Annotated in this window: 13 protein-coding genes; 12 read left to right on the plus strand and 1 reads right to left on the minus strand. The window is 50.3% G+C overall.

Annotated features, from left to right (window positions below):
• The first annotated feature begins 144 nt into the window (after positions 1–144).
• The gene (locus QN379_RS02475) at positions 145–435 is read left to right on the plus strand and encodes a nucleotidyltransferase family protein (protein WP_322232972.1); all 291 of its coding nucleotides are present in this window, start codon (positions 145–147) and stop codon (positions 433–435) included.
• Positions 432–794 (plus strand): DUF86 domain-containing protein, encoded by a 363-nt coding sequence (locus QN379_RS02480; RefSeq protein WP_322232970.1) that lies wholly within the window; start codon positions 432–434, stop codon positions 792–794. Before QN379_RS02475 ends, QN379_RS02480 begins: the two co-directional genes overlap by 4 nt.
• A gap of 160 nt (positions 795–954) precedes the next feature.
• Here the strand turns inward: QN379_RS02480 and QN379_RS02485 are convergent, their stop codons facing one another.
• Positions 955–2061 carry a CoA transferase gene (locus QN379_RS02485; RefSeq protein ID WP_322232968.1) on the minus strand — a complete coding sequence of 369 codons (1107 nt, stop codon included), beginning with the start codon at positions 2059–2061 and terminating at the stop codon, positions 955–957.
• Positions 2062–2341: 280 nt separating this feature from the next.
• Here QN379_RS02485 and QN379_RS02490 point away from each other — a divergent pair, with 280 nt between their 5' ends.
• From QN379_RS02490 to QN379_RS02535, 10 genes are all read left to right on the plus strand, one after another.
• The gene (locus QN379_RS02490) at positions 2342–3106 is read left to right on the plus strand and encodes a crotonase/enoyl-CoA hydratase family protein (protein WP_322232966.1); all 765 of its coding nucleotides are present in this window, start codon (positions 2342–2344) and stop codon (positions 3104–3106) included.
• A 122-nt stretch (positions 3107–3228) separates the two neighbouring features.
• Positions 3229–4395 (plus strand): acyl-CoA dehydrogenase family protein, encoded by a 1167-nt coding sequence (locus tag QN379_RS02495; protein WP_323505905.1) that lies wholly within the window; start codon positions 3229–3231, stop codon positions 4393–4395.
• 683 nt (positions 4396–5078) lie between these two features.
• Positions 5079–5549 carry a tripartite tricarboxylate transporter TctB family protein gene (locus QN379_RS02500; protein ID WP_323505906.1) on the plus strand — a complete coding sequence of 157 codons (471 nt, stop codon included), beginning with the start codon at positions 5079–5081 and terminating at the stop codon, positions 5547–5549.
• A gap of 3 nt (positions 5550–5552) precedes the next feature.
• Positions 5553–7106: a tripartite tricarboxylate transporter permease gene (locus tag QN379_RS02505; protein WP_323505907.1), complete on the plus strand. Its 1554-nt coding sequence runs from the start codon at positions 5553–5555 to the stop codon at positions 7104–7106.
• A 275-nt stretch (positions 7107–7381) separates the two neighbouring features.
• Positions 7382–8221: an AraC family transcriptional regulator gene (locus QN379_RS02510; RefSeq protein WP_322232958.1), complete on the plus strand. Its 840-nt coding sequence runs from the start codon at positions 7382–7384 to the stop codon at positions 8219–8221.
• Between the two features lie 619 nt (positions 8222–8840).
• The gene (locus tag QN379_RS02515) at positions 8841–10478 is read left to right on the plus strand and encodes a class I adenylate-forming enzyme family protein (RefSeq protein WP_323505908.1); all 1638 of its coding nucleotides are present in this window, start codon (positions 8841–8843) and stop codon (positions 10476–10478) included.
• Positions 10479–10566: 88 nt separating this feature from the next.
• Entirely contained in the window at positions 10567–11460 is an 894-nt protein-coding gene (locus QN379_RS02520) for a LysR family transcriptional regulator (protein ID WP_323505909.1), read from the plus strand.
• Between the two features lie 192 nt (positions 11461–11652).
• Positions 11653–12600: a cupin domain-containing protein gene (locus QN379_RS02525; protein WP_323505910.1), complete on the plus strand. Its 948-nt coding sequence runs from the start codon at positions 11653–11655 to the stop codon at positions 12598–12600.
• A 117-nt stretch (positions 12601–12717) separates the two neighbouring features.
• Positions 12718–13614, plus strand: a complete 897-nt coding sequence (locus QN379_RS02530; RefSeq protein WP_322232950.1) for a TauD/TfdA family dioxygenase — start codon at positions 12718–12720, stop codon at positions 13612–13614.
• Positions 13615–13721: 107 nt separating this feature from the next.
• The gene (locus tag QN379_RS02535; protein WP_322232948.1) at positions 13722–14753 is read left to right on the plus strand and encodes an amidohydrolase family protein; all 1032 of its coding nucleotides are present in this window, start codon (positions 13722–13724) and stop codon (positions 14751–14753) included.
• Positions 14754–14759 lie beyond the last annotated feature (6 nt).

A 14759-nucleotide genomic window follows, 5' to 3' on the forward strand; every position in this document is an offset into this window, starting at 1 on the left:
ACTAGCTTCGCGCTTTGCTTCATTCGTGGCGCTCGCGGCTTCGGCACTTTGGTTGAAATAAATGTCAACACACCCTAGCTAATATAAGCATTTTTATAAGTATATTTTTTAGTATTAACGTGGAACATCCCTTGAAAGATCAAGATGAAGCCTTCTACTGCTCTTGAGCAGAACCGTATTGCCGTACGCGAAATCACAAGTAGATTTCATACGGCCAATCCGCGTGTGTTTGGTTCTGTTTTACACGGCGAGGATGAAGAAGGGAGTGACCTCGATTTACTGGTTGATCCTACCAGCGAAACCACGATGATGGATATCGGTGCGATTCGTTACGAACTGCGCCAGTTACTAGGCATTGCAGTTGATGTCCTTACACCCAAAGCGCTGCCGGAAAGCTTCAGGGCCCAAGTGCTTGCGGAGGCAATTCCCGTATGAGCAGGACTGATCAACCACGTGTGGCTGAATACTTAGGGCACATTATTGAAGCAATTCAGCGTATCGAATGGTATAAAACCGGCATGACAGAAATGCAATTTCTTGACGATGAGAAAACTCAGGATGCGGTTGTTCGTAATTTTGAAATCGTTGGAGAGGCTTGTAAAAACATTATAAAGAAGCATCCAGAATTCGCGGCTCAGCACAGTGAAATTCCCTGGGGATTTGCCTACGAAATGCGCAATGCCTTGGCGCATGGCTATCACAAAGTCGATTTTGAAATAGTATGGAATACGATACATCGTAATTTGTATTTACTCCTGGCCCAAATTGAGCAGGCTCTGATAAAGATAAAGTGACAGGCGCTTACATGTCCCTAACTTTAACCCGGCAGTTGAATAGAAGTTATTAAACTAATGAATGTTCTGCAAGGATTGTTGACGACAATCCAGGACTACTATTCTGTTTATTCGGTCTGCTTGCAATCGCGCAATATCCTCCCCGATATTGCGCCCACTTTTATCCCCCTAATATTTCGCTATTATGCTGACCTAGCCCCGGAGCAGGACGGGCGATGGTGCCGATTTGTCCGTCTAAAATCAGTGGTTGCCGAATGAAACGTTCTTTTTTCTGCGCATTTTTATACTGCCCTTCTATTTCAACCACCATGCGGCGTGCGTTGACATGGGCATCTTGTACCACGTCTTCTGCCTTTAACACCGGACCGAAAGCGATACGTTCCGCTTCCAGGTTTTGACATAGCCAGTCGAAACTGCGGCCAGCAATTGCATTGCGCAAATGTGGATCGATTTCCTGGTTGCGTGCATTCCGTTCTAGCTCCGGCAGACCCGCAAATTCGTCGAGCCCGATCAACTCGCAAAGCGCCCGCCACATGTGATCTTCGCCTGCAATACTCAACGTGATCTGGCGTCCGTCGGCAGTGCCAAACAATCCATAACCCGGATCTTCGGGGGGCAGCGGGCGGATCGGTTGCTGGTTCATCACAGGGACCAAAAACGGCGTCATCCAGCAGACTAATGAATCGAACATGGAGACATCGATTTGGGCGCCTTTGCCGGACTGGGATCGTGCGAACAGTGCGGTCACAACACCTAATGCAGCGAACATCGCCGAAGAGATGTCGGCCAGTGGCAACACGGGTAGCGTGGCGTTAGCCTCCTGGCCTTGCGGTACGTCCAGCATGCCGACCGAACCCTGGATGCTGATGTCATGTCCGGCGACGCCTGCCATCGGGCCATTTTGGCCAAACGACGAAATTGAGGTAAATACGAGCGAAGGTTTGCGCGTGCGCAATGTGTCAGCGTCCAACTTTAAGCGTGCCATGACACCAGGGCGAAATCCCTCGATGACGACGTCCGCCGTATCGACCAGTTGCAAGAACTGTTCTTTGCCTGACGAAGATTTAAGATCCAGCGTCACTGAGCGTTTGTTGCGATTCAGTGAGGAGAATAGCCCGGGGAAGCGACGTGACGGATCACCGCCATCTGGTCGTTCAATCAGAATCACATCCGCGCCGAGGTCAGCTAATAGCATCGTCGCGAAGGGGCCGGGATATTGTTCGGCCAGACTAAGGATGCGAATGCCGGCTAATGGAAGTGCTGCCATAAGAGATTGCCTAATAAGCGATAGTTGATGCTTCAATACCGAAGAGTATAAAACAAATACTAAATAGTATGTGTATTTCTGATTAACGAATTGTTGGCCGAAACGCATAAACATCAGAAATGCGTGGTTTTTTTGAAATCGACTGATCATGCCGTAAAGTATATACTTGACCGTATTGAATAGTACCGTTTAGTATGATAAGCAATGCTGGCCGGAGCCCCTCGCACTGGAGGCATAGAAATTATCGGTAGTACCGAACGCACAATGAAGGATGTAACCCATGGCAGATGAAGTATTGGTCGAACATGAAGATGGTCTGGTGATCATCACAATCAACCGACCACAGGCGAGAAATGCAGCCAATCGTGCGGTTTCTTTCGGCGTGTGTGAGGCAATGGATGAGATGGATCGGCGCGATGACTTGCATTTGGCCATTCTCACTGGCGCGGGTGGTCATTTCTGCTCTGGGATGGATCTCAAGGCATTTGCACGCGGTGAAGTCACGCGGGTTGAGGGAAGAGGCATCCTGGGTATGACCGTGACGCCTCCGGTTAAGCCTGTGATTGCTGCTGTTGAAGGTTATGCGTTGGCTGGTGGATTCGAATCGGCGTTAGCTTGCGATCTTTTGGTGGCATCGCGCACGGCAATGTTTGGCCTGTCCGAAGTCAAGCGCGGACTGGCTGCCGCGGCGGGAGGATTGTTGCGTTTGCCGCGCTTGATCCCGCAGCGTATTGCGATGGAAATCGCGCTTACCGGCGAAATGATATCGGCCGAGCGGCTGGAACGTTATGGACTGATCAATGCATTGGTGGAACCTGGTGGTGCGCTGGCCGAAGCCAAGCGTCTGGCGCGTCTGATTCTGGCGAACGCGCCGATGTCAGTCGCGGCAAGTAAGCGCGTGATTGTTGAACAGCGTGATTGGCCAATTAACGAGATGTTTGCACGCCAGGATGCTATTACCGGCCCGGTGTTGCGCTCCAACGATGCACGTGAAGGCGCATTGGCGTTCGCCGAAAAGCGCGCGCCTAAGTGGACAGGTACTTGAACGCTGTTAGTAGCTAAGTTAAAAATAAGACTTCAACGATAATAATTCAAACCTAAGTCTACATACCATGGCGACAGTCTACTCTTGGGCGTGCGCCGCAAACCTATAACCTTGAGTGTGCCATGATTCCACGTACCATTTTTACAGCCGATTACGAACTCTTCCGCGACACCGTGCGGCGCTTTATCGCTGAACATATTGTCCCTTTTCATGCCGACTGGGAAAAAGCCGGTCAAGTGCCGCGTGAACTGTGGCTTAAGGCGGGTGAGTTAGGTTTGCTCTGTTGCAATGTTCCGGAAGAATACGGCGGCATGGGTGGCGATTTCTTACACAGTGCGATCCTGATAGAGGAAATGGCCCGTGTAGGCGCAACTGGCCCGACTTTTTATCTGCAATCAGACATCATCGCTCCGTATCTGGTGGATTTCGGTACGGAAGAACAGAAACAAAAGTGGTTGCCGAAAATGGCGACCGGCGAAGTGGTAGTAGCGCTAGGCATGAGCGAGCCATCTGGCGGTAGCGACGTGCAGGCCATGCGCACGCAGGCGTTGCGTGACGGTGACGAATACGTGATCAATGGACAGAAGGTTTTTATCACTAACGGTCATAGCGCCGATCTATTGGTATTAGCTTGTAAGACCGATCCAAAGGCGCGCGGCAAGGGCGTCAGTCTGATTTTGGTTGAGACCAATTCGCCGGGCTTTACACGTGGGCGCAAGCTTGAAAAGTTAGGCTGCAAAGCACAAGATACATCCGAGTTATTTTTCGCCGATGTGCGTGTGCCTGTGAGCAACTTGCTTGGTGATGAAGGCGGGGGATTTGTACTGCTGATGACACAACTTGCGCAAGAGCGTCTGGTTCAGGCAATCCGTGGCGTGTCGAGTTCTGAAGCGGCATTGGAATGGACCAAAGCGTACGTCACCGAGCGCCAGATGTTCGGCCAGACGCTTGGGGACTTCCAGAATACGCGATTCAAGTTGGCTGAATTGCATGCTGAAGTATTAGCGCAACGGGTATTTGTTGACCGTTGTATCGAGTTGCATCTGAAGGGCGCGCTGGACTCGACCGATGCTGCAGTTGCGAAATTGGTGACTACTGAACTGCAAGGTAAGGTAATGGATCAGTGCTTGCAGTTCTTCGGTGGTTGGGGCTACATGTGGGAATACCCAATCGCACGTGCGTTTGCCGATGCCCGTATGTGCCGTTTGGGTGGTGGTACTGCCGAGGTAATGAAGCAAATCATTGGTAATGCAATACTGCCAAAGGTCCGAAAACCGGTTGCTGCATAGCGTCAATTTGCATTGGTTGGTTAGTTAGTTTTAAAAAAAACTGAAAAGACTAAGTAATCGTTGAGGAAAAATGTATAGAAATTGCTATACATTTTTCTAATTTTGTCTCGCTAACATTCGCTCAAAGGAAGCTCTTGCAATGAGACCTTCCCATTTACCCTCGCTTCTATCCGACCTTGATTTATCTGCATCAAGGCGGCTCCGAGCCTTTTTCAGCCCTAGGCGGTGCATCGAAAGGCACCTTAAAGTTAAAGCTTGAGGGTTGCTATATTCCTAAAAAGGAATGTTCGTTGACTTATCTGCACTGCAGTCTGTTGCAGCAATACATCATATTCTAAAGTTTTAATTTGTACCTAAAAGTACATTACAATACCAAATAGTATAATAATAAATTAGGCTAGTTGGAGTCAGGCAGAAGGCAGTCTTCGCCCATAAAAATACCAGCGCAAGCTTAGAGTGATCTCTAAAACGCATTACGCGAATCAATCTTGCATTGTCGATGCTCACCGCACAGCTGTGCGGCCTTGCTTTTCAGTCGACCTTGGTTGTGGGTGGCAAGCGTGTTCATTGCGGTTTGTAGAGTGCTCTTAAGACAATGAACTTTTCGTCGGAAAGTGCAGGTTTGACGGATATCGGTTCGATATGTCGCGCAAGAAATAAAAATTTAATGTAGCAATAGGAGGATGACAATGCGCAATTTAATCAATAAATATAATAAAGATTATTACGGCGGCGGTTTGATGATGTTGTTGGGTTTGGGCGCTGTGGTACAGGGGCGCACATATAACATTGGCACGTTAAGCAAAATGGGACCAGGATTTTTTCCCGTGGCGCTGGGAACGATGCTGATGTTGGTAGGTGCAGCAATTGCGCTTACCGCTAAAAGTAGCGTTTCGGCAGAGGAAGAAAAACATTTGCGGCCCGAATGGCGTGGCTGGATCTGCATCGCTCTTTCCATCGTCGCTTTTGTGGTCCTGGGTCGCTATGGTGGATTGTTGCCAGCGACGTTTGCGATTGTTTTCATCTCCGCAATGGGAGATCGGAAAAATTCACTGAAGAGCGCATGCCTATTATCGTTAGCAATGGTGGCAGTGTGCGTAGTCGTGTTTTGGTGGGCGCTTAAAATGCAGTTTCCTTTGTTTCAGTGGGGTTGAGTCATGATCGGACAGTCTTTAATGGATTTGTGGCAAGGCTTCGGCGTTGCGCTTCAGCCACACAATCTGATGTGGTCGTTTGTTGGTGTATTAATTGGTAATCTGATCGGTGTATTGCCTGGCATGGGTGCACTTTCGGCGATCTCCATGCTGCTTCCGTTGACCTACACTTTACATCCGATTCCTGCAATTTTAATGCTCGCCGGCATTTTTTATGGCTCGCAATATGGCGGGGCAATTGGTGCGATATTACTTAACCTGCCTTGCCATCCTCCGCATGCTGTTACCTGTCTTGACGGTTATCCGCTAACCAAACAGGGCAAGGGTGGAACCGCGCTCGGCATTACCATGATTTCATCATTTTTTGCCGCATCATTTGGTATTGTTGTGATGATTTTTGCATCGCCTTTGTTGGTGAGTGTCGCCTTCAAGTTTGGCCCAACGGAAATATTTTCGATCATGTTGTTGGGTCTGATTTGCGGTGGCACCATGTCAAAAGGATCGCCCTTAAAAGGGGTGGCGATGACGCTGGTCGGCTTGATGATCGGATTAGTCGGAACCGATGTGAACACTGGAACCGCCCGCTTTACTATGGGCTTGATCGAACTTTCCGACAAAGTTGAGTTGGTTGCTTTGGCACTGGGTTTATTTGGTGTGACTGAATTTTTGCGCAGCGTGAACCGCATGGAGGTTGTTGCTAAAGGCGTCAAAATGCGCTTGCGCGATATGCGGCCTAGCAAGGCTGAGCTGAAACAGTCATTCTTTCCGATGGTGCGAGGCACCTTGATTGGAACTTTATTCGGTGCAATGCCCGGAACCGGACCGACTATCACGACATTTATTGCGTATGCATTTGAGCGCAAAATATCCAAAACACCTGAACGTTTCGGTCATGGTGCAATTGAAGGTGTCGCCAGCCCGGAAGCTGCTTCACACTCAAAAACCCAGGTTGATTTTATTCCGACGATGAGTCTCGGTATTCCAGGCGATGCCGTGATGGCGCTTATTTTGGGCGCATTACTGATTCAGGGAATCCAGCCTGGACCGCAACTGATCACTGAACATGCTGACCTTTTCTGGGGTCTTATCGCTAGCTTCTGGATCGGTAATGTATTACTCGTTATATTGAATGTGCCACTCATCGGTATTTGGGTAAAACTGCTTCAGGTGCCTTATCGCTATCTGTATCCAGCCGCCTTATTCTTTATCGCGGTAGGCGTCTACAGTACCAACAATAGTTTGTTTGAAATTGGTGAGGTGCTGGTATTCGGTCTGATCGGGGCTATCTTCGTTGCTCTGGATTTTTCAGTCGCGCCGATCTTGCTCGGCTATGTGCTTGGACCCATGGTAGAGGAAAACTTCCGTCGTGCCTTGTTGCTTTCTCGTGGTGACATGATGGTGTTCGTGCAGCGGCCAATTAGTGGTGCGTTCTTGGGAGTGTGTGCTTTCCTGATCCTGATTCAGGTGTATTTTGCGATTCGTGCCAAGCATCGAAAAAAATCGGCGAAATTGCAATCTGTATTGCATCCAGTGATTCCGGTGGTAGAGGAAGGTTGATAGCGCCGGGACTTCTGTCCCGGTTGTTGCAGAACAAATAGTGTTGGATTGCGAAGGGTCTGCTGCATGGGGTGTTGATACCGCATGCAGCTTATCGGATATTTTGGTTCGCCCTACCGCATTGCGCCCTTTGAATTAGAACTGGCTGTTACCGGAACATGAATAGCGTGACATCAGGTTTGCCTTCCACCATTTCATGGGGCAAGGGCGACATAACAAAGTAATTGCAACATGCGGGGCCTAGCGCCCGATACTCAATATTGGTGGATATTGCAATGAAACAAAATGATGCATTACCAGTTAACACAGACGCAGGCAAACGTCCGCAGCGCCAACGTCACATATGGATTAATTCTGACAGGGTGTTTTATGCTGGATTGATCGGTCAGCGCACTACCCGCGTGATGGGCAGCATTATTATGTATGTATCGCTGGCTGAGCCAATACGGATTAGTATCGACGGAGGTGATTGGTTAAGCACCGACCTCGCGATTGTGCAAGCCTACACGCCGCACCGAATTGAATGTGATAACCGTCTGGTCGCGGTGATACATATAGAACCAGAAACAGTTGATGTGAGTCTTCTGCCGAGTTATTTGAAAGCAGTTTCCGGTCAACGAAACGACGACGCAGTGGTGCGGCAGATGCGTGAGGCGTATGCAAAAATTAACAGTCTGGGAGATATTATCGATCCGCAGACTGAAGACTTTGATATGTTTTTTTTCGGACAACTGCTGACGCGTCCGCGTACTTTCGAATCACGGATTGCATCGTTAGTTGCCTCTATTAAACTTAATCCTTGCGGTCAGGCATCGGCAATCGATAGTGCGCGTGATGCAGGACTTTCGGTATCGCGGTTTTTGCATTTGTTCAGGGAGACTGTGGGTGTGCCTTTCCGTAGTTTTCGGTCATGGAAACGGGGACGTAGTTTGCTTTATCGCTTGATGGATTCGACTAATCTGGTTTATCTGGCACTCAATACCGGCTATCCGGACTCTACCCATTTTAGCCATTCAGTGCGTCAGGTTTTTGGCATGACGCCAACACTGTTATTTAAGAACTGCCACAAAATCAACATGTATGGACAGGCTATCCCGCCCCCCAACGCTACTTAGAAAAGGACTTACGCAAAATCGCCCCAGCGGCGTTGTGCTTTCTTTGCCGCCCAAGCATCTTGTCTGCGGCGGAGGGGTTGCAAACCAGTTGCATCATTAGGATTTACGAAAAACCGTCCCAGCAAGGCGTGCCGACGCAGGCAGTACGCTAGTACCGGGCCACGTTGGCGGCAAGGAGAGCACAACGCCGCTGGGGCGATTTTTCGTAAATCCTAATAAATATCTACAAGATTTTCTCGTTTGACTGCAATACGTGGGCGCTCTACTGTTGGGTATAAAAAAATGACAAAGAGTCGACAGCAATATGCTGATACGACCGGAGACAGAAAAAAGCGTTTATCAACACTCTTCCGAGAGCCTTTTGATCAACGCAGCGATGTGAAAGTTTGCGCGAATAATTAACACAAGATATTGATAGCTGTAACGACCGGTTATACGTAATCGGGCGTAACGACTATCAGCGTGAATGCACGACATCACCGCATTATCTGCCGCTCGGAATCTGCCTGGCGCTTGACGCTGGTTGCATGATTTTGCTTAGTCATTTTTTATATTCCCTTGCGAAATACTTTATAGGTACTCGCAGTTGTTATAACCATTGAAAAGACTTGAGCGAACTATGCGTGCACCTTACAGTAGAAATTTATTTGACCTTGTGTGTGAAATGGCTGAGCGGTATACCGATCGGCCTGCCATCATTGCAGGAGATCAGCGTGTTACTTATCCCGAGCTGGAACTACGAATTCGCCGCGTCGCCGCGGGAATGCGTGCTGCTGGCGTAGGTCGCGGTGATCGTATCGGCATTTTGGTCAATAACCGTCCGGAATGGATCGAAGTGTGTATCGCTTCGGCGGCTATTGGTGCAGTCGCCGTGCCTTTCAGTACCTGGTCGAAACGTGCGGAACTCGATTTTTTATTGGCAGACTCAGACGTCAAAGTATTGTTCACTCTGGAACAGTTTGGGGAACAGGATTATGCCGCTGACCTGATCGCATTGATACCTGAGTTGGGCACCGTCGGGTCTGGTCAATGGCGTTCGGCGCGCTATCCAAAGATGGATGCCGTTGTTGCCATTGGCGGCAGTAACTCCGGTGGCGTGCCCCTGATTGGCGCTATCGATTATGAGGCTTTCGTCAGCCGCCATCCGCCGCTCGACGAATCTCAGGTGCCCGGTGCCGGCGGTCATAACGGCGATGATGCGATGATTCTTTACACATCAGGCTCAACTTCTTATCCGAAAGCAGTGCGATTGACGCAGTGCGCCATGCTTGAAAACGCCTTCAACATCGGTGAACGGCAAGGGTATTCTCCTTACGACAAAGTGCTGCTGGCATTGCCGTTGTTTTGGTCGTATGGATCAGCAAATGCGATGTGCGCCACCTTCACGCACGGTGCCGCGCTGGTATTGCAGACGCGCTTTGAACCGGCTGGCGCTATCGAATTGATCGAGCGGCATGCTTGTACGGCGATCTATACCTTGCCAGCAATGACGACAAGTATTGTCACGCATCCGTCATTTCATCAGGACCGCACGCGTAGTCTGCGTACCGGCCTCACGATCGGCAGCGCGCAGGATGTCGTCAATGCAGCCGAAATCCTCGGCGCGCACGAAATCTGCAACGTCTACGGACAAACTGAAAGCTACGGAAACTGTTGCGTCACCTGGCATCATTGGCCGCTGGAGCAACGCAAACAAATGCAGGGACAGCCGCTGCCTGGTGTGACGGTACGTATTGTTGACGCGGATACTGGCGAACAAATGGCGCAAGGTGAAGTCGGCATGATTGAGGTATTCGGCAATGTAACGCCGGGATATACCGGCACTAGCATCGAACTAAACGACTCGGCCTTTACATCGGATGGCTATTTTCCAACGGGTGATCTGGGGCAATTGACCGTCGATGGTTGTTTGCAATTTGTTGGTCGGAATACCGAAATGATTAAGCGTGCAGGCATCAACGTCGCGCCCGCCGAAATTGAAGAGTTATTGCAGCAGCACGGCGCTGTTGCGCTGGCTGGCGTAACCGGTGCACCGGACGCCGACCGCGGCGAAATGATTGTGGCTTTTATTGTGCCAGTGCCGGGTATGGAAGTGAGTTGTGAAGAATTGCAGGCCCATTGCCGTGCAATTGCTTCCAGTTACAAAGTACCTAATCGTATCGAAATTTGTGAGGCGCTGCCAGTCACTGCGACCGGCAAGGTCTTGCGCAGGGAGTTGAAGGCGATGGCGACTGCGTTGATTGCTCCCAGTAAATAAGGGGTAATTGGCCAAGGAAAGATGTAAGCAACCACCGACTAGCCCACTTACGAACCAACAGACTAAATGTGGAGGTAAGAAGAACACAATGAATATTCAGCAGCTTGAGACCTTTTGCTGGATTTCCCGGCTCGGCACTTTCAGTGCCGCGGCCGAGCGTCTGTACACATCTCAGGCGAGTGTATCTTCACGCATCCGAGAACTCGAAATGGAGTTGGACGTAGTCTTATTTGATCGTATCGGGCGGCATGTTCAGCTAACGCTAAAAGGGCGTGAGCTTTTGGTTCATGCCGAAAAAGTGGTGATCGATGCGTCTCAGTTACGGCTTGCTGCTGGCAAACCGGAGATCACCAGCGGCGTGGTTAAGATTGGTCTTGGGGAAGTGATCGCCGCACGTTCATTGGTGGCGATGATCAATGCATTGAAGTTGCGCTATCCCGGGCTGGCGGTTGAGGTCGATATCGATTTGAACGCAAGTTTGTTACAGAAACTGGGGCGTGGGGCAATCGATGTTGCCATTGTCGGTGGGCCGATCCATGCGCCCGAGATCAATGCGATGCCAATTGGTGCAATGAAGGTGGTATGGGTCGGTGCTCCCGCTCTGATAGGCGACTTGAAAGTGGTGAGTCCGCGCGAGATCGCTGCATTGCCGATCATTTCGCTCAGTCGGGAAGCGCGCTTATTTTCCCAGATGCAAAGCTGGTTCGCGGATGACGGTGTGATGCCGGGTTCGATCAGTTTTTGCAATAATATGTCGACCATGTTGTATGTCGCGCGCGGCGGCGTATGCATCTGCATGATGCCGCAAGAGTTGATCAAGGATGATGTTGAGAACGGGACGTTATGTGTGTTGAAAACGCAGCCACCGATCCCTTCCATTACCTTTTTCGTGGCTACCCGTGTTGATAGTCTCGATCCAGCTATTGCGGATTTTGCAGCTATTGTGACTGAGGTGTGCCGATTGCCGTCGGTGATTGAATAGGTCCAATCGGTATAGAAGGTGTGCCCTAAAGCCACGCAACAATGTTGTTAAGTGGTGTTTGCAGTGATCGGTATCGACAAGAATTTCTCGTTTGACCCTGCGGGGTGAGCGGCGTAACGTAATACACATAAAGATCGTTTGGCGCTTACCCGCGAGGGAGGACCAACGGCAACAGAACACTAGGAGATCACCATGACTGAAGCAACGCGTCCTACGACAATTGCGGATTTACCCGTTCAGCTAGCGGCTGCACCGAAAACTAAGGCACAAGCATCGGCCCGGTATTTCAATACTGGTAACGCCTTTGACGTCAAACTGCCCGCGGTACCTGATCAAAGCTTTATTGATGAGCCAGCAAAGGCTTTGCATCCCGACACGCCAACTGGCCTGATCGCTTGTGACGTCTCGGCGCAGCTGGAAAGCGCGGTTCCGGCAACGACACCTTTGTCGTTGGCGCGTTACGCCAAGATCAAAGCAGGTGAGACCTTAAGCACCGAATTTATTGCCAGCGGAATCATCGTCTATGTCATCACGGGCACCGGCACGACCGATTGCGAATCCGAGCAAATCGAATGGAGCACTGGCGATGTGTTCGTGCTTCCCGGTGGCGGCGTGCATCGTTATCACGCGCACGGCACCGATGCCGTATTGTGGATCGTCACGAACGAACCGCAACTCGCGTTCGAGCATCTGCGCGCGCCTGAGCAAGGCAAATCTCCAACCTGCGTCGTTCACTATCCCGCCGATGAAATTACTAAACAAATCGATCTGTTATACGCGGTAGGGCGTGGCAAAGACATTCCCGGCTCTGCGTTGATTTTATCGTCTACGTCGCAACTGGCAATTCGCAATGTGTTGCCAACGCTGACCGTGGCGATGAACTCTCTTCAGCCTGGCGATGCACAGCGTCCGCATCGACACAATGCGATGGCGATGGCACTGATTATTCAGGGCGAAGGCTGCTATTCGATTGTCGATGGCAAGCGTAAGGATTGGTCGCAATGGGCCACGACCGTGACGCCAGCGGTGTCAGTTCACTCGCATCACAACGAGGGTGACAAGCGCGCCATGTTCCTGATTATCCAGGATGGCGGCATCTACTATTACACCCGGGCGATGGGCTTTTCTTTCGCCGACTGATTGGCCTCCTTTGAGCGCGGCAGCAGTCCACCATGGCGGCACGTTTGTGCCGCCTTTTGCTACACCTAAATTACACCTAAAACTAAACATTCCTTTTGTGGATCTGGAGATATCTTTATGTCGTCTTACGTCAAAAATACGTCCAACGCGTCACTTACGGTACGCCCGTTGGGCACCACGCTTGGCGCCGAAGTACTTGGTGTCGATATGCGTCAGAAGCTGGATCAGGAAACCATGCGTCTGTTGAACGATATCTGGATGGATCATCTGGTGTTAGTTTTTCCGAATCAGCATATTACTGATCAGGAACATGTTGAATTTACGCGCAATTTCGGTGAGCCCGAAATATTTCACCAGGACATCATTCGCTCAAAAAGCGTACGCGAAATTTTCCGTGTCTCCAACGTTGATGAAAATAATGTATTGATGCCACTGTCGCACCCAACAGCGCGTCAGGTGTCATTGGCGCAATTTTGGCACACCGACAGTAGCTACCGTGCGATACCCTGCACCGGATCTCTGCTGCACGGGATCGAAGTCAGCCGTAGTGGAGGAGAAACCCAATTCACCAATATGTATGCGGTCTATGAAGCGCTGCCAGAATCACTGAAGAAGGCAATTGAAGGCCGTCGCGCTTTGCATGACTTTGAATTTTTGCAAAAACAGAATTCCTTGCGTCCACTGACAGACGAAGAGCGCGCTGCGATGCCGCCGGTATGGCAACCACTGGTGCGGATTCACCCAGGAACTGGCCGTAAATCGCTTTACATCAGCCCGATCTATAACGAGGAAGTCGAAGGCATGTCTTCTGAAGAAGGACGCAAACTGATTGCCGAACTGACCGCGTTCTCGGGCCAGCCGCAATTTGTTTACTCGCATCGTTGGGAAACCGACGATGTCGTGTTGTGGGACAACCGTTGCACCATGCATCAGGTGACCAAGTTCGACGCTGACGAACGTCGCGTCATGCATCGCACCACAATCGTGGGCGAAGCAGCGGTGGTTGCGGCCTAAATCGCGGTAGATATTTCAGTCAAGATTCAAGCGTATTGGTTTATGTGCGGCTCTGGACTGAAGATGGCAAATCGTGCTTGTTTTTAACGCTAACTGAAAGCTTTCCCATGTCAAATACGTCCATTCCGGTTTTACAGCACATTTCACTTGATCCAGCCTGGTTGCTCCGTTTGCAGGAAGAAATCATCGAACCGGATTTGCCGATCATCGATCCGCACCATCATTTGTGGGAGCGCGAAGGCGGCTATTTCCTTGACGAAATTTTAGCTGATACCAATTCCGGTCACAACGTTGTAGCGACTGTTTTTTCTCAGTGTGGATATGCATATCGTACCGATGGACCGGAAGAATTGCGTTCGGTTGGAGAAACGACATTCGTCACGGCAGTTGCTGAAGAGTGCGAACGCCGCGATGAAAAAACCCGCATTTGCGCCGGTATTGTCGGTGCTGGCAATTTGCTTTTGGGAGACAAAGTTGATGCCTTGTTAGCGGCACACATCGACGCAGGCCATGGCCGCTTCCGCGGTATCCGCCATATCTCGGCACGGCATGAGGCATTTTCCGCCAGTTTGTTGGGGCGTCCACAAGAGCACCTATTTTCTGACCCGACATTCCGTACCGGTTTTGGTCGTTTGCAGGCGTTTAATATGACGTTTGATGCGTGGCTTTATCACACGCAAATTGATGAACTGACGGCATTGGCGCGGGCTTTTCCCGAGACCCCGATTGTGTTGAATCATACCGGCGGTCCACTTGGTGTGGGTCCCTATGTTGGTAAACGTGACACCGTATTTACGCACTGGTTAGCTTCAATGAAAACGTTAGCGACGTGTCCTAATGTGCACGTCAAGTTGGGTGGTTTGGCAATGGCGGTCATCGGATTTGAATTTCATAAAGAACCGATTCCACCATCGTCCGGCGAGTTGTCGACTGCATGGCGCCCGTACATCGAAGCTTGTATCGAACACTTCGGTGCAGATCGCTGCATGTTTGAAAGTAATTTTCCGGTCGATAAAGGTATGTGTAGCTATCCCGTTCTATGGAACGCATTCAAGCGCATAGCCTCCGGTGCATCAGCAACGGAAAAAGCGTCATTGTTCCACGATACGGCGAGCAACTTTTATCGGTTGGGACGTTAAGTTGCT

The organism is Glaciimonas sp. Gout2 (assembly GCF_035018905.1).
In the GTDB taxonomy this organism is placed as follows: domain Bacteria; phylum Pseudomonadota; class Gammaproteobacteria; order Burkholderiales; family Burkholderiaceae_D; genus Glaciimonas.

Excerpts from the sequence above, each read along its gene's own strand:
- QN379_RS02475 (WP_322232972.1), top strand. The coding sequence starts at position 145 with ATGAAGCCTTCTACTGCTCTTGAGCAGAACCGTATTGCCGTACGCGAA.
- QN379_RS02480 (WP_322232970.1), top strand. The coding sequence starts at position 432 with ATGAGCAGGACTGATCAACCACGTGTGGCTGAATACTTAGGGCACATT.
- QN379_RS02485 (WP_322232968.1), bottom strand. The coding sequence starts at position 2,061 with ATGGCAGCACTTCCATTAGCCGGCATTCGCATCCTTAGTCTGGCCGAA.
- QN379_RS02490 (WP_322232966.1), top strand. The coding sequence starts at position 2,342 with ATGGCAGATGAAGTATTGGTCGAACATGAAGATGGTCTGGTGATCATC.
- QN379_RS02495 (WP_323505905.1), top strand. The coding sequence starts at position 3,229 with ATGATTCCACGTACCATTTTTACAGCCGATTACGAACTCTTCCGCGAC.
- QN379_RS02500 (WP_323505906.1), top strand. The coding sequence starts at position 5,079 with ATGACAATGCGCAATTTAATCAATAAATATAATAAAGATTATTACGGC.
- QN379_RS02505 (WP_323505907.1), top strand. The coding sequence starts at position 5,553 with ATGATCGGACAGTCTTTAATGGATTTGTGGCAAGGCTTCGGCGTTGCG.
- QN379_RS02510 (WP_322232958.1), top strand. The coding sequence starts at position 7,382 with ATGAAACAAAATGATGCATTACCAGTTAACACAGACGCAGGCAAACGT.
- QN379_RS02515 (WP_323505908.1), top strand. The coding sequence starts at position 8,841 with ATGCGTGCACCTTACAGTAGAAATTTATTTGACCTTGTGTGTGAAATG.
- QN379_RS02520 (WP_323505909.1), top strand. The coding sequence starts at position 10,567 with ATGAATATTCAGCAGCTTGAGACCTTTTGCTGGATTTCCCGGCTCGGC.
- QN379_RS02525 (WP_323505910.1), top strand. The coding sequence starts at position 11,653 with ATGACTGAAGCAACGCGTCCTACGACAATTGCGGATTTACCCGTTCAG.
- QN379_RS02530 (WP_322232950.1), top strand. The coding sequence starts at position 12,718 with ATGTCGTCTTACGTCAAAAATACGTCCAACGCGTCACTTACGGTACGC.
- QN379_RS02535 (WP_322232948.1), top strand. The coding sequence starts at position 13,722 with ATGTCAAATACGTCCATTCCGGTTTTACAGCACATTTCACTTGATCCA.